Origin of the sequence: Thioclava sp. IC9, from assembly GCF_002213225.1 — a bacterium.
GTDB lineage: Bacteria > Pseudomonadota > Alphaproteobacteria > Rhodobacterales > Rhodobacteraceae > Thioclava > Thioclava nitratireducens.
In genome coordinates, this window is the sequence record NZ_NBNX01000004.1 from 202,883 (window position 1) to 218,646 (window position 15,764).

The 15,764-nt window shown below is 62.4% G+C and carries 18 protein-coding genes and 1 tRNA gene; 6 read left to right on the forward strand and 13 right to left on the reverse strand.

Going from position 1 to position 15,764, the window contains the following annotated elements; genetic code table 11:
• Window positions 1–9 precede the first annotated feature (9 nt).
• The 5 genes from B6V76_RS12335 to cysQ all read right to left on the reverse strand — a co-directional run bounded on the left by B6V76_RS12335 (window position 10) and on the right by cysQ (window position 4,726).
• A complete protein-coding gene (locus tag B6V76_RS12335) occupies window positions 10–1,032 on the reverse strand; it encodes a glycosyltransferase family 2 protein (RefSeq protein ID WP_088727568.1) in 1,023 nt (340 codons plus the stop codon).
• Window positions 1,033–1,057: 25 nt separating this feature from the next.
• On the reverse strand, window positions 1,058–2,041 hold the full coding sequence (gene galE, locus B6V76_RS12340) for a UDP-glucose 4-epimerase GalE (RefSeq protein ID WP_088727569.1): 984 nt from the start codon (window positions 2,039–2,041) through the stop codon (window positions 1,058–1,060).
• A 3-nt stretch (window positions 2,042–2,044) separates the two neighbouring features.
• Window positions 2,045–2,938: a UTP--glucose-1-phosphate uridylyltransferase GalU gene (gene galU / locus B6V76_RS12345; RefSeq protein ID WP_075775192.1), complete on the reverse strand. Its 894-nt coding sequence runs from the start codon at window positions 2,936–2,938 to the stop codon at window positions 2,045–2,047.
• 193 nt (window positions 2,939–3,131) lie between these two features.
• A complete protein-coding gene (locus B6V76_RS12350) occupies window positions 3,132–3,932 on the reverse strand; it encodes a manno-octulosonate cytidylyltransferase (RefSeq protein ID WP_088727570.1) in 801 nt (266 codons plus the stop codon).
• Complete coding sequence (gene cysQ, locus B6V76_RS12355) at window positions 3,932–4,726, reverse strand: 3'(2'),5'-bisphosphate nucleotidase CysQ (RefSeq protein ID WP_075775194.1); 795 nt, start codon at window positions 4,724–4,726, stop codon at window positions 3,932–3,934. The genes B6V76_RS12350 and cysQ overlap by 1 nt, the downstream gene beginning before the upstream one ends.
• A 130-nt stretch (window positions 4,727–4,856) precedes the next feature.
• Here cysQ and B6V76_RS12360 point away from each other — a divergent pair, with 130 nt between their 5' ends.
• Together B6V76_RS12360 and B6V76_RS12365 are read left to right on the forward strand one after the other, a co-directional pair.
• Complete coding sequence (locus B6V76_RS12360) at window positions 4,857–5,678, forward strand: ABC transporter permease (RefSeq protein WP_075775195.1); 822 nt, start codon at window positions 4,857–4,859, stop codon at window positions 5,676–5,678.
• Between the two features lie 40 nt (window positions 5,679–5,718).
• Window positions 5,719–6,345, forward strand: coding sequence for an SH3 domain-containing protein (locus B6V76_RS12365; RefSeq protein ID WP_088727571.1), 627 nt, complete (start codon window positions 5,719–5,721; stop codon window positions 6,343–6,345).
• Here B6V76_RS12365 and B6V76_RS12370 read toward each other — a convergent pair whose 3' ends face one another.
• On the reverse strand, window positions 6,346–7,374 hold the full coding sequence (locus B6V76_RS12370; RefSeq protein WP_088725257.1) for a LacI family DNA-binding transcriptional regulator: 1,029 nt from the start codon (window positions 7,372–7,374) through the stop codon (window positions 6,346–6,348).
• 327 nt (window positions 7,375–7,701) lie between these two features.
• Here B6V76_RS12370 and B6V76_RS12375 point away from each other — a divergent pair.
• Window positions 7,702–7,778 (forward strand) — tRNA-Arg (locus B6V76_RS12375).
• Window positions 7,779–7,835: 57 nt separating this feature from the next.
• Here B6V76_RS12375 and B6V76_RS12380 read toward each other — a convergent pair.
• The 4 genes from B6V76_RS12380 to B6V76_RS12395 all read right to left on the reverse strand — a co-directional run bounded on the left by B6V76_RS12380 (window position 7,836) and on the right by B6V76_RS12395 (window position 11,249).
• Window positions 7,836–9,083: a saccharopine dehydrogenase family protein gene (locus B6V76_RS12380; protein WP_088727572.1), complete on the reverse strand. Its 1,248-nt coding sequence runs from the start codon at window positions 9,081–9,083 to the stop codon at window positions 7,836–7,838.
• Window positions 9,084–9,134: 51 nt separating this feature from the next.
• On the reverse strand, window positions 9,135–10,229 hold the full coding sequence (nspC, locus tag B6V76_RS12385; protein WP_075775198.1) for a carboxynorspermidine decarboxylase: 1,095 nt from the start codon (window positions 10,227–10,229) through the stop codon (window positions 9,135–9,137).
• Between the two features lie 62 nt (window positions 10,230–10,291).
• Entirely contained in the window at window positions 10,292–10,996 is a 705-nt protein-coding gene (locus tag B6V76_RS12390) for a helix-turn-helix domain-containing protein (protein ID WP_240496957.1), read from the reverse strand.
• Window positions 10,968–11,249 (reverse strand): hypothetical protein, encoded by a 282-nt coding sequence (locus B6V76_RS12395; protein WP_088719907.1) that lies wholly within the window; start codon window positions 11,247–11,249, stop codon window positions 10,968–10,970. The genes B6V76_RS12390 and B6V76_RS12395 overlap by 29 nt, the downstream gene beginning before the upstream one ends.
• Window positions 11,250–11,417: 168 nt before the next feature.
• Here B6V76_RS12395 and B6V76_RS12400 point away from each other — a divergent pair, with 168 nt between their 5' ends.
• The 3 genes from B6V76_RS12400 to B6V76_RS12410 all read left to right on the forward strand — a co-directional run bounded on the left by B6V76_RS12400 (window position 11,418) and on the right by B6V76_RS12410 (window position 13,920).
• Window positions 11,418–11,963, forward strand: a complete 546-nt coding sequence (locus B6V76_RS12400) for a hypothetical protein (protein WP_075775200.1) — start codon at window positions 11,418–11,420, stop codon at window positions 11,961–11,963.
• A 104-nt stretch (window positions 11,964–12,067) separates the two neighbouring features.
• Window positions 12,068–12,703 carry a ribonuclease HII gene (locus tag B6V76_RS12405; RefSeq protein WP_088727573.1) on the forward strand — a complete coding sequence of 212 codons (636 nt, stop codon included), beginning with the start codon at window positions 12,068–12,070 and terminating at the stop codon, window positions 12,701–12,703.
• A gap of 113 nt (window positions 12,704–12,816) precedes the next feature.
• Window positions 12,817–13,920: a site-specific DNA-methyltransferase gene (locus tag B6V76_RS12410; RefSeq protein ID WP_075775202.1), complete on the forward strand. Its 1,104-nt coding sequence runs from the start codon at window positions 12,817–12,819 to the stop codon at window positions 13,918–13,920.
• Window positions 13,921–14,215: 295 nt separating this feature from the next.
• Here B6V76_RS12410 and B6V76_RS12415 read toward each other — a convergent pair whose 3' ends face one another.
• From B6V76_RS12415 to grxC, 3 genes are read right to left on the reverse strand one after another with little or no spacing between them, the layout of a single operon-like run.
• A complete protein-coding gene (locus B6V76_RS12415) occupies window positions 14,216–14,605 on the reverse strand; it encodes a MarR family transcriptional regulator (protein WP_075775454.1) in 390 nt (129 codons plus the stop codon).
• Between the two features lie 53 nt (window positions 14,606–14,658).
• Window positions 14,659–15,486 (reverse strand): carbon-nitrogen hydrolase family protein, encoded by an 828-nt coding sequence (locus B6V76_RS12420; RefSeq protein WP_075775203.1) that lies wholly within the window; start codon window positions 15,484–15,486, stop codon window positions 14,659–14,661.
• A gap of 2 nt (window positions 15,487–15,488) precedes the next feature.
• Window positions 15,489–15,746 carry a glutaredoxin 3 gene (gene grxC / locus B6V76_RS12425; protein ID WP_088725254.1) on the reverse strand — a complete coding sequence of 86 codons (258 nt, stop codon included), beginning with the start codon at window positions 15,744–15,746 and terminating at the stop codon, window positions 15,489–15,491.
• Window positions 15,747–15,764 lie beyond the last annotated feature (18 nt).

The following is a 15,764-nucleotide window of genomic DNA, read 5'->3' on the forward strand; positions in this document are numbered from 1 at the left end:
TCAACAAATTTACATCCACCCGCCGCGCGACATCAGCCCCTGCGCCTCCAGTTGTCGCCAGTCGCCGAGCCGCGTCGAATGCGGCGTCCAGAATTCCGGATCGGCGGCCAGCGCGTCGTAATACTGGTCGAATTCCGCGGGCTGGCCGAAATGCTCGCCGCGCGATTTCTCCTCCTTCGACTTGTCCACGATCTCGTCGAGAAACTTGGTGTGCAGCAGCAGCCCCGAGATGGCCTCGCCGCCCTCCGTGTCGTAGGTCTGGTTCAGGTGGCGGGGCAGCAGCGCATGGGTCGAGTTCAGATAGGCCCACCGGCGATGCCACCGCACCAACGGGATTTTCGACAGGGTCGGCGCTTGCCGGGGGTTGTGGGCAAAAAACGCCCGTGCCCGGGGTCCGCCCTGAATCCACAGCGCGTCGGTCCGGTCCTGCCGGGTCATCATGTAATTCCCGGCATCGAACCAGCTCAGGAGCTTGCGCGGGTCCTGCCCCGCCTCATAGCGCTGCGCGCCCAGCGGCCCCTTCGGGTAGAGGTCGAGCATCATTGCTGGGAAACAGCGCTGCTCGGACCGGTCGAGCCAGTCGGTCAGCGCGGGCAGGGGGCGGCTGTCGTGATAGGGGTAGATCAGCAGCTCATCGGCATCGACGGTCAGGCACCAGCGATCGTGCCCGTAGCGCAGCATCAGCCATGTCACCCAATCGAGCCCGAAACGCGAGGCCCGATAGCTGCCCACCGTCTGCCACAGCGAGACGTCGCGCGCTTCCGCCAGCAGCGCAGCGGTGTCATCCGTGCTGCCATTATCGACGATCAGGAAGTGATCGACGCCCAGCTTGCGGTAATGCTTGAGGAAAAAGGGCAGCCGCCGCGCCTCGTTGCGCATCACCGCGAAGGCGAGGATCGCACCGGGCTTTATCTTGCCGGTGCGGTTGGTGACGCTGTCGAGCTGATGTCGCTTGCGCAGGGCGCGCCACAGGAAGTGCTTGCGCTTGAGGCGCAGCCTGTAGCTCTCCCAAAGCTCATGGCGCGATGGCATCCATACTCCTGACCCTGCCTCGGGGTCAGTATTCATACTCTTTCGCCTGATGCCAACGCCATGCATCGGAAATCATGGTGGACAGGTCGGACCGCTTCGGCTGCCAGCCAAGCTCCTCGGTCGCCCGTTTCGAGCCCGACACAAGCGACGCCGCATCGCCCGGTCGACGGTCCCCCTCGACGATCGGAACATCGCGATTGGTTACCGCGCGCGAGGCGTCGATCACTTCGCGCACCGAGAACCCGTTGCCAGAGCCGAGGCAGAAGACCCGCGAGGGTTTGCCATCCTCGAGCCATTTCAGACCCAGCACATGCGCATCGACCAGATCGGAGACATGCACGTAATCGCGGATGCAGGTGCCGTCGCGCGTCGCGTAATCCGAGCCGAACACGGTCAGCGCCGGGCGTTTGCCCGCGATCGCGTCGAGCATCAGCGGGATCAGATGCGTCTCGGGGATGTGCTGCTCGCCGACTTCTGCGTCGGGATCGGCGCCCGCCACGTTGAAATAGCGAAAGATCACGGAGTTCATCCCGTGGCTCGCGCCGAAATCGCGCAGCATGTCTTCGATGGCGCGTTTCGATCCGCCATAGGCGTTGATCGGGCGCTGTTCTGTGTTCTCATCCAGCACCACCCCGTCCTGATCGCCGTAGGTCGCACAGGTCGAGGAGAAGACGAAGTTGCGGCAGTCTGCATCGACGGCCGCCTCGATCAGGTTCAGCGCGCAATTCACGTTGGTGCGCCAATATTTCGCCGAATCTTTCATCGACTCGCCGACGAGGCTGAGCGCCGCGAAATGCATTACAGCGATGGGCTGATACTTGGCGAACACTTCGTCGAGCCGGGCACGATCAGCCAGATCGCCCTCCTCGAGGGGGCCGAATTTCACCGCTTCTTTCCAGCCGGTCGAGAAATTGTCGAAACAGACCGGGACGTAGCCCGCCGCGGCCAGCGCCTTGCAGGCGTGCGAGCCGATATAGCCCGCACCGCCCGTCACCAACACATGCTTCATCGCTTACTCGGCAGCCTGCCGCATCGCGGAGAGATCGGAGAGATACTCGCCGAACTCGTCCTTCAGATCCGGGCGCTGGAGGCCGAAGGCCACCGTTGCCTGCAGGAAGCCCGCTTTCGATCCGCAATCGTAACGTTGGCCGTCGAAGCGATAGGCGTAGACCGAGTTGCCGCCGTGGATTTCCTGCGCGATGGCGTCGGTCAGCTGAATCTCTCCACCGGCTCCCGCCTTGCGCGCATCGAGGTTCCACATGATCCGCGGGGTCAGGATGTAACGACCGATCACCGCGAGGTTCGAGGGCGCATCTTCGGGCTTGGGCTTCTCGACCATGCCATTGACGGGCAGGCGCGGACCGTCGCCCGGGCCCACATCCAGAACACCGTAGGAGGCGGTCTTGTCGGCGGGGACTTCCATCGCCGCGACATAGTTCCCGCCGGTCTCGTTATAGGCTTCCATCATCTGCTGCAGACAGGGCTTGTCGGCGGCGATGACGTCGTCGGTCAGGATCACGGCGAAGGCTTCGTCATGCACCAGACGGCGCGCGCACCAGACCGCATGGCCCAGACCCAGCGGCTGGTTCTGGCGGACATAGGCAATCGCGCCGCTATCCATGTTGGTCTTCTTCAACTCGTCGAGAATCTCGGTCTTGCCCTTCTGCGAGAGCGCGCTTTCGAGCTCGGGGGCGTTGTCGAAGTAATCCTCGAGCGCAGATTTGCCGCGCGAGGTGACGAAGATGAATTCCTCGATACCGGCCGCGCGCGCCTCGTCGATGGCGTATTGGATAAGCGGGCGGTCCACCAGCGTGAGGATCTCTTTCGGGATCGACTTCGTCGCGGGCAGGAAGCGGGTTCCGAGGCCGGCCACCGGGAAGATCGCCTTCGTCACCTTGCTTTTCATTCGTCACCTATAGGGTTGCTACGATCAAATCGTCAGAAGTTGGTTTATTGTGTCCCCAAAGCCTCAATCCAACAAGGGACCGGTTTTCGCGTTGAGCACTCCAAAAGGAAGAAATGCTGCAAACGCGAAAATTGTTTCGTTCAACGCCGTGAAAATTCGCGGTTTACGCGTGTTCGGCGATAAATCGCCGCAGTCAGGGGAGCTGCATCTGCTGCATCATGGATTCTATCCGGGCCACGTCTGATGGATTGTTGAGTTCCCAGAATTGCCGTCCGCGCGCCTCGACCTCTGTGCAGAGCACTGCACGCCCGTTCTCTAGGAAACGCAATTGCTCCAGCCCTTCGAGCGTCTCCAGAGGCCCGATCGGCCAGCCTGCATAGGCCGCCAGCGTGTCCGGTCGGTAAGCATAGACGCCCACATGGTGGAACACCGGCGTCGGGGCTTCGTCCGCGTAACTCTCGGAGGTGAAAGGAATGACCTCTTTCGAGAAATAGAGCCCGCGATTGCCTGCGCCGAACACCGCCGTGGTGCCGCCCACCCGCCCGTTCTGGCGATCTTCCAGCAGGCTTTTCAGCATTGCGCCCTCGCAGCGCAGCACCGGGGTCGCGAGTTCGGCCCAGTCATTGGCGCGCAACCCCGTCACGAGGTCTTCGATGAACCAGGCGGGAGTCAGCGGCGCGTCGCCTTGCAGGTTCACCACGATATCGTAGTCACCGCCAAGCGTTGCGGCAGCTTCGGCGCAGCGCTCGGTCCCGTTGCGGCAGCTCTCCGAGGTCATCACCACCTCCGCGCCGAAGGCCTGGCAGGCGTCGCGGATACGGGCGTCATCGGTGGCCACCACGACCCGGTCGACGCCGCCGACCTGCGTCGCCGCCTCCCAGCTACGCTGGATCAGGGTCTTTTTCTCGCCCGTGGCGCCGGTCAGTTCGACCAGCGGCTTGCCGGGATAACGGCTCGACGCGTAGCGCGCCGGAATGACGATGAGGACAGACATCACTTCACCAGCAGAACGCCGGGAGCGTAGGCGATGAAGAACGGGTTCTCGAAGCCAGGCTTGCCATAGGTGAAGGGCGCGTGATCTTCGAAGCGGATCATCTCGCCGCCCGCGCCGCGCAGAACCGCGTCACCTGCCGCCGTGTCCCATTCCATCGTGCGGCCCAGACGTGGATAGAGGTCTGCCTCGCCCGTCGCGACAAGGCAGAATTTCAGCGACGACCCGGCCGAGGCCATATCCTTCACCGCGTATTTGCCGATGTATTCGTCGGTCGCCTGATCGCGATGCGATTTCGACGCAACCACCATCAGACCGCGATTGTCGGGCATCGAAACCGTGATCGGCTGCTGCTTGCCGGGGCGCTCCTTGTCGAAGGGGCCGTCTTCTTCGACCGCGCGGCCCTCGGCCAGTGTGTAGAACAGCCGTCCCTTGGCGGGCGCATAGACCACGCCACGCACCGGTTTGCCATTCTCGACATAGGCGATGTTGACGGTGAAATCGCCGCGGCGCTTCACGAATTCCTTCGTGCCATCGAGCGGATCGACGATGAGGAAGGTCGACACCTCCTGCGAATGGCTCGCGGCCTGCTCCTCAGTGACGAGCGGCACGTCGGGAAATTCGGCGCGCAGCCCGGCGGAGATCAGCGCGTCGGCGGCCTCGTCGGCTTCGGTCACCGGCGAGTTGTCCGACTTCGACTTCACCTCGAAATCCGGCGAGTCGTAGATCTCCATGATCTTGTCGCCTGCCTCGAGCGCCAGTCGCCGCATCACTCGCATCAGATGTTCGAAATCCATCGTCACGCCTCTCCCGGCCTTGTTAAGGCCCAATTGCTATGCTCCAACTCCCCCCTTATGATGCGGCGACAAGGGTTGAGCAAGCAATCCGACCTAGCTTGGGCCGCAACGCGCCCGAATCGGCAGGAACATGTTCAGACCGGAGACGAAAGCGACCAAGCTCGGGACGACCTTCAGCCTGCTGGAGTTGATCTACCATGCGACCGTGCGCAATCTGCGCAAGACCCACGGCAATGCGTTGATCGGCCTGCTGCTGAACATGGTCCAGACGATGATGCTGGTTATTTCTTTCTACGTCATGTTCAGCATATTGGGGATGCGGTCCAGCTCGGTGCGCGGCGATTTCCTGCTCTACATCATGACCGGCATTTTCCTCTACATGACCCATACCAAGACCCTGGGCGCGGTCTTCGGATCTGAGGGGCCGACCTCGGCGATGATGAAACACGCGCCGATGACCACCGCGGTCTCGATCTCCGCGGCGGCGCTGAGCGCGCTCTACATCCAGGTGCTGTCGATGGTGACGGTGCTCTACATCTACCATGCGGCCTTCAAGCCGATCGAGATTTACGATTGGGTCGGTGCCTTCGGGATGGTGCTGCTGGCGTGGTTCACGGGGCTCGCGGTCGGGGTTGTGCTGTTGGCGGCGAAGCCCTGGGCACCCGAAGTGGTGGGCGTGATCCAGCAGGTCTACACCCGTGCCAACATGATCGCCTCGGGCAAGATGTTTCTCGCGAACAATCTGCCGCACAAGATGCTGATCCTGTTCAACTGGAACCCGCTGTTCCACACGATCGATCAGGCGCGCGGCTTCACCTTCATCAATTACAATCCGCATTTCTCGAACTGGGAATATCCGCTCTATGTCGGGCTAGCGATCCTGATGATCGGCCTTCTGGGCGAATTCTACACGCGTCAATACGCCTCGATCAGCTGGGGGGCGCGGCGTTAGTGCCTTTTCAGGCAGGCTCGTTTCGAAAAGGAGCGCTGTTATGGCCGCGAATACCATCCGAACGATTGGCCTCGGTCTGGCCCTTGCGATGAGTTCTGCCGAATCCGTTCTGGCAGAGGACTTTCCCCACTACGCGGCGGTCACCGGCGTCGCTGCCGACGATGTTCTCAATCTCCGGGCGGAGCCGACCGCATCGGCGCCCGTCCTAGGCACATTGTCCCCCGGAGCGACAGGCATCGAGATAACGGGCGCATCCGCGGACGAAAAATGGCTGAGGTTGAATGTCGATGGACGCACGGGGTGGGCTGCGGCGCGATTTCTCAAGGACGTTCCGATGCCGCCGTGGTGGACCGAACAGGTGCCGCTCGCCTGTTCCGGGACGGAGCCGTTCTGGTCGCTGCGCTACGCGCCGGGGCTCTTTCGGTTCGAGATGGCGGGGGAGGCTGCGCAAAACCTCGATGTCGAATGGTCAGGGGCTCCGCAAAACGGAAAGGCTGAGACGGTGGGGATGAAACTGTCGGGAAAAGGCACGGACGGCTTCGTGGTGTTCAAGGGCGGCACGTGTTCCGATGGCATGAGCGATGCGCTTTACGCGATCGGGCTCGATCTCTTCCTGAAGACATCCGCAGGTCGTCGCGCGCTGACCGGATGCTGCCGCCTCGACTGATCAGACTTTACGGATCGTGTCGCCGGGATCGAGGGTCGGCTCCAGCTCGATCACCTCGCCGCCGATCATCCCGCTTTGCGAGCGACCCGAAATGATCTGCGCCGCCTTGCGCCCGATCTCGGCCCGGCAGGCATTCATCGTGGCGAGCCGCACCGACAGACCGTCGAGCAGTTCGAGCCCGTTGAACCCCGCGAGACCCATCTTGCCGGGCACGTCGATCCCATTGTCGAGGCACCAAAGCAGACCGCCGGCGCCGATCATGTCGTTCGAGTAATAAAGGAAATCGAGATCGGGCGAGCGCTTGAGCATCGTCTCCGTCATCTCGCGGCCCTTCGCGAGTGCCGATCCCCCGCCGTAGAACTCGGTATCGGCCAGTTCGATCCCTGCCTTGGCGAGCCCTTCCTTGAACCCTTCGAGCCGTTTGCGCGCCCGGTGATCCTCGGGCATTTTCGTGCCAAGAAAGCCGATCTTGCGATAGCCCGCGGCGATGATCGCCTCGGCCATGTGCAGCCCGGCGCGGCGATGCGAGATACCGACGACCGAGTCGATCCCCTCACCATCGACATCCATGATCTCGACCACCGGAATGCCCGCGTTCTGCAGCATCGCGCGAGAGGCGGGCGTGTGTTCGACCCCCGCGATGATCACCCCCGAGGGGCGCCACGAGAGCATCTCATAGAGAACCTGCTCTTCCTTCTCGGGCGAGTAATTCGTCACGCCCACGACCGGCTGCAGCCCGGTATCCTCAAGCTCGTCGGATACGCTCGACAGGACTTTCGGGAAGACGAGGTTCGACAGCGACGGGATGATCACGGCCACGAGGTTCACCCGCTGCGATGCGAGCGCGCCGGCGATCTTGTTGGGCACGTAGCCAAGCGCCTTCGCGGCTTGCAGGACCTTTTCGCGTGTCGCATCAGAGACATCGCCGCGATTGCGCAGCACGCGGCTCACGGTCATCTCGGAGACGCCGGAGGCTTCGGAGACATCGCGCAGGGTCAAGGGGCGGCGGGTTTCGATAGGGCGGGACAAGGGCAGTTCCTCAAGGTTCACCTCTTGTTAGCGCCAAACATTTCCCTTGCGCAAGCGAATGATGACCAGTATGTTAGCGTTAACGGTTATAGGGTCGGATAATCTCCGCTCGATACCTGGACAGACCCGCGCCACTGTCGGATTCGTCAGGGCGAGGGACGCGAAAGGGGGCGCAGTGGGCCAATTTGCGCTCCCTTTTCTTTCTTCCCAACCAGTTCCCGAATTCACGACCGCACTAGATGCGCGGCGTAGCGGCTGCGGTTTTTCGCAGCACCACCGCGATGGACTTGCGCCACAAGCTCTTTGGCGGCATCAAAGGCGCTGTGCGGTCCCGTGGCTCAACTGGATAGAGCAGCCCCCTCCTAAGGGGCAGGTTGCAGGTTCGAATCCTGCCGGGATCGCCAATCAGACATGAAAAAGGCCCGCGCTATGCGGGCCTTTCGTGTTTCTGCTGCGACCGCTCAAACCTCGGTCCAGGATTTGTCCTCGCCCTTGAGGCCGCCGACCATCACGCGGGTCGGAAGGCCCATGCGGTCGAGCTCGGTGAAGAAGGGTTTGGGGTCCATCTCTTCGACGTTCTTCATCGTCTTCGCATCCCAGTCGCCCTGCGCGATCAGGATTGCGGCGGCAACCGGCGGCACACCTGCCGTATAGGAGATGCCCTGCGAGCCGACCTCTTCGTAGGCTTCTTTGTGATCGGCGACGTTATAGACGAAATACTCCACGTCCTTGCCGTCCTTCGTGCCTTTCACCAGATCGCCGATGCAGGTCTTGCCGGTGTAGTTCGGCGCGAGGCTCGACGGGTCGGGTAGCACGGCCTTCACCACTTTCAGCGGCACGACTTCCAGACCCTCGGCGGTTTTCACCGGCTGTTCCGACAACAGGCCGAGGTTCTTCAGCACGGTGAAGACGTTGATGTAGTGATCGCCGAAGCCCATCCAGAAGCGAACGTCGGCCTGCGGATAGTTGGTGGCGAGCGAGTGCACCTCGTCATGGCCCGACTGATAGGCCTGCGAGGGGCCTACGACGGGCAGATCCCATTCGTGGCCCGAGGCGAACATGCTCGTCTCTTTCCACTGCTGGTCTTCCCAGTAATAGACGACCCCGGTGAATTCGCGGAAGTTGATCTCCGGATCGAAATTGGTCGCGAAATACTTGCCGTGCGAGCCCGCGTTGATGTCGACGATGTCGATCGACTTCACCTCGTCCATCTGGTCGACGGCGAAACGCGCATAGGCGTTCACCACGCCCGGATCGAAGCCCGCGCCGAGGATCGCAGTCACGCCATGTTCGGCGCACAGGTCGCGCTTCTTCCATTCGTAATTGGCATACCAAGGCGGGGTTTCGCAGATCTTGTCGGGCTCTTCATGAATCGCGGTGTCGATATAGGCGGCGCCGGTGGCGATGCAGCCATCGAGGACGTGCATGTTCACGAAGGCGGTGCCGACGTTGATCACGATCTGGGACCCGGTCTTGCGGATAAGCTCGGCGACGGCCTCGGAATCGGTCGCATCCACCGCATGCGCCTCAAACGTGCCCTCGACCTTCATCGCGCCTTTCTCATGCACGCTTTCGATGATCGCATCGCATTTCGATTTGGTGCGCGAGGCGATGTGCAGATCGCCCAAGATGTCGTTGTTCTGCGCGCATTTATGCGCCACGACCTGGGCGACGCCGCCCGCTCCGATGATGAGCACGTTCTTTTTCACTTCGGCTGTCTCCTTTGTTTGCGGACAGGGGAAGGGGGCTCTTGTGGGCCCTCAGGACAATGAGGCGCGATAATCCTCATAGGTGAAGTCGCGAATCCGGTCGATGTTCCCATTTTCGCGGCGGATGGCGATAGCAGGCATGGCAACGCCGTTGAACCAGTTCTTCTTGACCATCGTGTAACCGGCGGCATCGGCAATCGAGATACGGTCGCCGATTTCGAGCGGTTTGTCGAACCGCGCCTCTCCGAAGATGTCGCCCGCGAGGCAGGTTTTTCCGGCGATCTGGTATTCGTATTCGCCCTGTTGCGGCAGCTTCGCAGTCTCGCGATAGATCAGCAGGTCGAGCATATGCGCCTCGATGCTGCTGTCGACGATGGCGATCTTCTTGCCGTTGTCGAGAATGTCGAGCACCGTGACTTCGAGCGAGGCACTCTGCGTGATGGAGGCCTCGCCAGGCTCGAGATAGACCTGCACGTCGAAATCTTCGGAGAATTTCTTCAACCGGTCGGCCAGATCGTCGAGCGGGTAATCTTCGCCGGTGAAATGGATGCCGCCACCAAGGCTGACCCATTTCAGGCGCTTCAGAATATCGCCGAACTCGGCTTCGATCCGCGAAAGCTGATGGTCGAACAGCGCGAAATCGGCGTTCTCGCAATTGTAGTGGATCATCACGCCCGAGATGCGATCCATCGCCGCCTCGAGCCGCTCGGCATCCCATTCGCCCAGACGCGAGAACGGCCGCGCCGGGTCCGCCAGATCGAAACCGGAGGTCGAAAATCGCGGGTTCAGGCGCAGGCCACGCTCGATATGCGCCGCCTTCTCGCCAAAGCGATCCAGCTGGCTCAGCGAGTTGAAGATGATCTTGTCGGCATACCCGATGGCCTCGTCGATCTCGTGATCGGCCCAGGCGACCGAATAGGCATGGGTTTCCTTGCCGAATTTCTCACGCCCCAGATGGAGCTCGAACAGCGAACTGGAGGTCGTGCCATCCATGTAGGGCTTCATGATGTCGAAGGCCGACCACGTCGCGAAACATTTTAGCGCCAGCAGAGCTTTCGCGCCGGAACGTTCGCGCAGACGCTCGATTTTGCGCATGTTCTCGCGCAGTCGGGCCTCGTCGATAAGGTAGAAGGGCGTATCGGACATGGCTCCCCCGCAGGTCAACAGACCCTGCGATATAGGGCCCATGTGACAGTGGCGCAACCGGATCAGTCGACTCGGATCGCATCCTTGGCCACGCTAAGCGCATAGCCTTTGCGGGAAATGTTGCGCACCAGAAGCTCGCTGACGAGCTGATTTCCGAGGCTGTCGCGCAGCCGTTTGATCCGCGTGGCGCCCGCCGCCTCGTCGCAATCGGCCTCGTCGCGGCCCGAGATCATCGCCTCGATCTGCGCGCCGGTGAGGATGTCGTCATCCATCCGCGCCTCGGCCAGAACAGACAGCGTCTCGATCGCGGCCGGGGTCAGTGTGAAGCCCATATCATTGAGCATCACCGCGTTTTCGCCGCGCAGGATGCGCAGGCTCTGCACCTCGATCCCGGCGCGGCGGATCTCGGTCATGCGCTTGTTCAGCGCGATCAGCAGCAGCAGGAAGACGATCGTCGCGATCAGCAACGCGGCGGCGAAGATCAGCAGGATGAAGATGATTACCCGGTAATTCGCCAGCACATCAGAGAACGCGGTGCCCGATTGCGCGAGCACCTCCAGCAGTTTGATTTCGGCCTGCGAGGTCAGGTTGTCGTTTTGCACGAAGATCTGCTCGACTCGCGCGTTGAACGCATCCGCATTCGGCAGGTTCGCGAATAGTAGCACCGCAGCGACCGCGAGAATCGCAACCACGGCGACGATCCCGCCCACGACTGCGCGCGAGCCCAATCGCAAACTGTCAGTAACGGAGGTAATATTGTCCGGCACTGGCCTTCCTTTGCTCCAAGCCATCGGGGCCGAATGTGGAGAGAACCGTCAGCAAGGTCCACCCATCGGCTTTCAGCTTCGGCGCCAATTCGCGCGCCGCCGCCTTTTTCGAACAGGCCGAGTCCGAGACCTGCGCAACCCCGTATTGCAGCTGCAACGGGTTGTCGCGCTTGGCCTTGTAGTCGGCATAGCACTCGGCCTGCGCGGCCGAGGCAGAGGCGAGAAACGCCAATATGAGGACTGCATGTTTCATGTGGAACACGCTGCGCGCAATGCCCGTGTTATTCAATAGCCAAAGGGGGTTGGCCGGTCTGTTATCCGATAGCAGGGGGCCGTTATTGCCTGACTTTCGACCCCCGGCCCAATCTCGGTTCATCGACGTCACGCGGCCTTCGGGCTGCCGAGTGAAAGGACCGAAGCCATGAGCCTCAAGACCAAGGCCACCGCCGCCATCACCGCCCTCGCCCTCGCGCTGGGCTCCGTCGCGATCAGTGCCACGCCCGCCGCCGCGCTGGGCAAGAAGGACCGTCAGGCGCTAACCATCCTGCTTGGGGTCGGTGCCGCCGCGTTGCTGCTCGACGGTATGAACAAGAACGACCACAAGGCGAAGAAGGCGCAGCCGCGCTATGAAAGCTGGCAGGACCGGCAGCGCCGACTGGAGCGTGAACGCCGTGAGCGCGAGCGTCGCGCCGCCGAAGCCCGCCGCAAGCGCGCGCAGGAACGCTACGACCACGACCGCTATCGCCATGACCGAGACCGCATCTACCTGCCTGCGGAATGCGTGCAACGCGTGAAGACCCGCCGCGGCTGGGGCGAGGTGGTTTCCGCCTCCTGCCTCGACCGCCGCACCGAGCGTACGCTGCCCGCCAACTGCGCCTTCACGATGCGCACCGGGCGTCACGGGGTCGAGAAAGTCTACGGCAGCAACTGCCTGGAGGATCGCGGTATCCGTCTCCGCCGGCGTTAAGACATGCGGCAGACGCCAAGAAGAGCGTCGTCGAGCAGTGCGGGGGCCTTCGGGTCCCCGCTTTTTCATTGAACAGACCTGCCGGTTCGGGGCATTCCCAACGCATGGCAGACTCACCTGACTTTTCCTTCGAAGAAGCCGCCTTCGCGCGCGGCCTGATTGTCGTCGCGGGCGTGGACGAAGTCGGCCGCGGACCGCTTTGCGGGCCCGTCACCGCTGCCGCGGTAATTCTCGATCCAGCCTGCATTCCCGAGGGGCTCAACGATTCGAAGAAGCTCAGCGCGAAGCGCCGCGCCGATCTGGCGGCCCGGATCATGGACTGCGCCGAGTTCTGCGTGGCCCATGCCAGCGTCGAGGAGATCGACGAGCTTAATATCTATCACGCCTCGCATCTCGCGATGTGCCGGGCGGTCACAGGCCTCGCCCGGATCGCCGATCACGTCCTCGTCGATGGCAACCGCGTGCCGTCCGATCTGCAACTTTCCTGCGAGCCGATCGTGAAGGGCGACGCGCGCTGCCTGTCGATCGCGGCGGCCTCGATCCTCGCGAAAGAGGCCCGCGATTTGCTCATGGTGGATTTGGCGCAACAGTATCCTGGCTACGGCTGGGAACGAAATGCGGGCTACGCGACGAAGGATCATCTGCAGGCGCTTCTAGATTTAGGGGTTACCCCCGTTCATAGACGAAGCTTCAAGCCGGTCCACAATATCTTGTGCCAAGCGAATTATATAAGCCCTTGATTCAAAAAAGAAATTGACGATGAATCGGCTTTGACTCATTTTTATAGCCATAGATCGGCACAAAGCCGGCACCCAGATATTGGGCCCTGAGGCGGGCAGTTAAGAGGCTAAAAATGGCAAAGACCAAGACTCCGGTGGTGCGCAATGCACTGCCCCTGAACGAAATTCTCGCAGGCGATTGCATCGAGATGATGAACTCGCTGCCCGAGGACAGTGTAGACCTGATCTTCGCCGATCCACCCTACAACCTACAGTTGCGCGGCGACCTGCATCGCCCCGATAATTCCAAGGTCGACGCGGTCGATGACGCGTGGGACCAGTTCGGCTCCTTCGCGCATTACGACAACTTCACCCGCGAATGGCTGAAGGCCGCACGCCGCATCCTTAAGCCGAACGGCGCGATGTGGGTGATCGGCTCCTATCACAACGTGTTTCGCATGGGCGCAGAGCTGCAGAACCAAGGCTTCTGGATTCTGAACGACGTCGTGTGGCGCAAATCGAACCCGATGCCGAACTTCCGCGGCAAGCGCCTGACGAACGCGCATGAGACGCTGATCTGGGCGTCGAAATCCGAAGGCGCGAAATACACCTTCAATTACGAAGCGCTGAAATCGCTCAACGAAGGGGTGCAGATGCGCTCCGACTGGGTGATCCCGATCTGCAATGGCGGCGAGCGTCTGAAGGATTCGAACGGTGAGAAAGCCCACCCGACCCAAAAGCCCGAGGCGCTGCTGCACCGCGTGCTCGTCGGCACCACCAACCCCGGCGACGTGATCCTCGACCCGTTCTTCGGCACCGGCACGACCGGCGCCGTGGCGAAGATGCTGGGCCGCGATTTCATCGGCATCGAACGCGAGGAAGCCTATCGCGAAGTCGCGCTCAAGCGCCTCGCCAAGATCCGCAAGTTTGACAAGGAAGCTCTGGAGGTTTCCACCTCGAAACGCGCCGAGCCGCGGGTGCCCTTCGGCCAGCTGGTCGAACGCGGGATGCTGCGCCCGGGCGAGGAGCTCTACTCGCTCAACGGTCGCCACAAGGCGAAGGTCCGCGCCGACGGCACGCTGATCGGCGACGACGTGAAAGGCTCGATCCATCAGGTCGGTGCCCATCTCGAAGGCGCGCCCTCCTGCAACGGATGGACCTACTGGACGTTCAAGCGCGACGGCAAACAGGTCCCGATCGACCTGCTGCGCCAGCAGATCCGCGCCGAGATGAACTGAGGCTCCGCCCTCTTCCAAGAATTAGAAGTTACCGCCGGTGCCTGAGGACCGCTCCTCGGCACGCGCCTTGCCCCGCCGTGCGAAACGGCGGGGTCTTTTCGTTTTCGTAACGTTGAAAGGAGGCTCCGCCGCCGTCGCCGGAGGGCGACAATCAAAAGGGAAAAGGGAGCTCTGCCCCCAAGCGTACCGCGCTCCCCTAGGGTATTTGAAGAAGAGCGAAAATCCGGATTTCGGCTTGGCGGAAATATCCCGGGGTGAATGGCCGCAGGCCAGAGGGGCAGAGCCCCCGATCCGTTCAGGCCTGACCGAGGCGGGCGCGCAATTCGCGGAGCACCGGCAGGGTGGCTCGGACCTTTTCGGGACCGAGGTCGCGCACGATCCCCCCGATGATCGGCATCAGCGAGGCCAGCGCGGCATCACGCGCGCGCCGTCCCGAGGGCGAGAGCGAGACCCATTTGCGCCGCGCATCGTCCCAGTCGGGCCGGATATGCACATGGCCCGCCCATTCCAGCTTGGCGAGCGTGTTGGTCATCGCACCGCGGGTGACATGCAGCGCCTCGGCCAGTTGGGCGGGCGTGCGTTCCTCGTTGATATGGGCCAGCAGGTTAAGCACCGAGAAATGCGAGATTTCCATACCCTTCGGCAGGGCGCGGCTCACCACGTTGCGCGCCAGTTGATCGGCCATGAAGACCTCGGCGAACAGCGTCGCGGCGAGCGGATCGTTCTCGGGCAAGGTGCTCACGGTCCGTCGAAGCTCCGGTCATGGAACAAGGAGCGCAGCCGCGAGCGCACCGCGTCCACCTGGTCGAGATCGAGATCAACGAGCGTCACGCCGGGCTCGGTGCCGCCATCGGCCAGCACCTTGCCCCACGGATCGACCGCCAGCGAATGGCCCCAGGTCCGGCGCGGTCGACCGCCATGCGCGGCATGGGTTCCGCATTGCGCGGGCGCGAGCACGAAGCAGGTATTCTCGATCGCGCGGGCACGTACCAGAACCTCCCAATGGGCGGCCCCGGTCGTGTCGTTGAACGCCGCCGGGATCGTCAGCACCTGCGCCCCGGCCTGCGCCAGCGTCCGGTAGAGATGCGGGAAGCGCAGATCGTAGCAGACCGACAGGCCCAGCTGGGCGTATTTCGTGGCGCCCAGAACCGCCTCGCGCCCGGGCCGGTAGGCTTCGGATTCGCGGTAGCGTTCGGTCTCGGACACATCCACGTCGAACATGTGGATCTTGTCGTAGCGGGCTTTGATATTGCCCTTGCGCCCGATCAGGAAGGAGCGATTGGCGAAGCGCGCATCGTCTCCGGATTTCAGGCAGAGCGAGCCAATCAGGATATAGACGCCGAGGCGCTCTGCCTCGTTGCAAAGCGCCTCCAGCGTCGGATCGTGATGCTCGTGCTGCAGGACCGCGTTCTGATGCGCGCGATCCGACGAGATCAGGTTGGTGCACTCGGGCGTCGCGATCAGTTGCGCGCCTTTCGACGCGGCATCGCGGATGAAATCGATCGTGACCGGCAGGTTCCGTGCCGGATCATCCGTGACCGAAAGCTGAACGAGCGCCGCCTTCATTGTCAGCCCGCCAGCATCTGATCGAGCTTGCCCGAATGTTCGAGCGCATGCAGCTCGTCGCAGCCGCCGATCGGCTCGCCGCCGATGAAGATCTGCGGGACGGTCCGGCGGCCATTGGCACGTTGGGTCATCGCGGCGCGCAGTTGCGGCTCGCGGCCCACATCGGTTTCCTCGTAGGAGATGCCCTTCTTGTCCAACAGGCGCTTGGCCCGGATGCAGAAGGGGCAGGTGCTGGTGACGTAGATTTCGACGCGTTTCATAGTGTATTCCCTTTGGTC

Excerpts from the sequence above, each read along its gene's own strand:
- B6V76_RS12335 (WP_088727568.1), bottom strand. The coding sequence starts at position 1,032 with ATGCCATCGCGCCATGAGCTTTGGGAGAGCTACAGGCTGCGCCTCAAG.
- galE (WP_088727569.1), bottom strand. The coding sequence starts at position 2,041 with ATGAAGCATGTGTTGGTGACGGGCGGTGCGGGCTATATCGGCTCGCAC.
- galU (WP_075775192.1), bottom strand. The coding sequence starts at position 2,938 with ATGAAAAGCAAGGTGACGAAGGCGATCTTCCCGGTGGCCGGCCTCGGA.
- B6V76_RS12350 (WP_088727570.1), bottom strand. The coding sequence starts at position 3,932 with ATGTCTGTCCTCATCGTCATTCCGGCGCGCTACGCGTCGAGCCGTTAT.
- cysQ (WP_075775194.1), bottom strand. The coding sequence starts at position 4,726 with ATGGATTTCGAACATCTGATGCGAGTGATGCGGCGACTGGCGCTCGAG.
- B6V76_RS12360 (WP_075775195.1), top strand. The coding sequence starts at position 4,857 with ATGTTCAGACCGGAGACGAAAGCGACCAAGCTCGGGACGACCTTCAGC.
- B6V76_RS12365 (WP_088727571.1), top strand. The coding sequence starts at position 5,719 with ATGGCCGCGAATACCATCCGAACGATTGGCCTCGGTCTGGCCCTTGCG.
- nspC (WP_075775198.1), bottom strand. The coding sequence starts at position 10,229 with ATGTCCGATACGCCCTTCTACCTTATCGACGAGGCCCGACTGCGCGAG.
- B6V76_RS12395 (WP_088719907.1), bottom strand. The coding sequence starts at position 11,249 with ATGAAACATGCAGTCCTCATATTGGCGTTTCTCGCCTCTGCCTCGGCC.
- B6V76_RS12400 (WP_075775200.1), top strand. The coding sequence starts at position 11,418 with ATGAGCCTCAAGACCAAGGCCACCGCCGCCATCACCGCCCTCGCCCTC.
- B6V76_RS12405 (WP_088727573.1), top strand. The coding sequence starts at position 12,068 with ATGGCAGACTCACCTGACTTTTCCTTCGAAGAAGCCGCCTTCGCGCGC.
- B6V76_RS12410 (WP_075775202.1), top strand. The coding sequence starts at position 12,817 with ATGGCAAAGACCAAGACTCCGGTGGTGCGCAATGCACTGCCCCTGAAC.
- B6V76_RS12415 (WP_075775454.1), bottom strand. The coding sequence starts at position 14,605 with ATGGCCGATCAACTGGCGCGCAACGTGGTGAGCCGCGCCCTGCCGAAG.
- B6V76_RS12420 (WP_075775203.1), bottom strand. The coding sequence starts at position 15,486 with ATGAAGGCGGCGCTCGTTCAGCTTTCGGTCACGGATGATCCGGCACGG.
- grxC (WP_088725254.1), bottom strand. The coding sequence starts at position 15,746 with ATGAAACGCGTCGAAATCTACGTCACCAGCACCTGCCCCTTCTGCATC.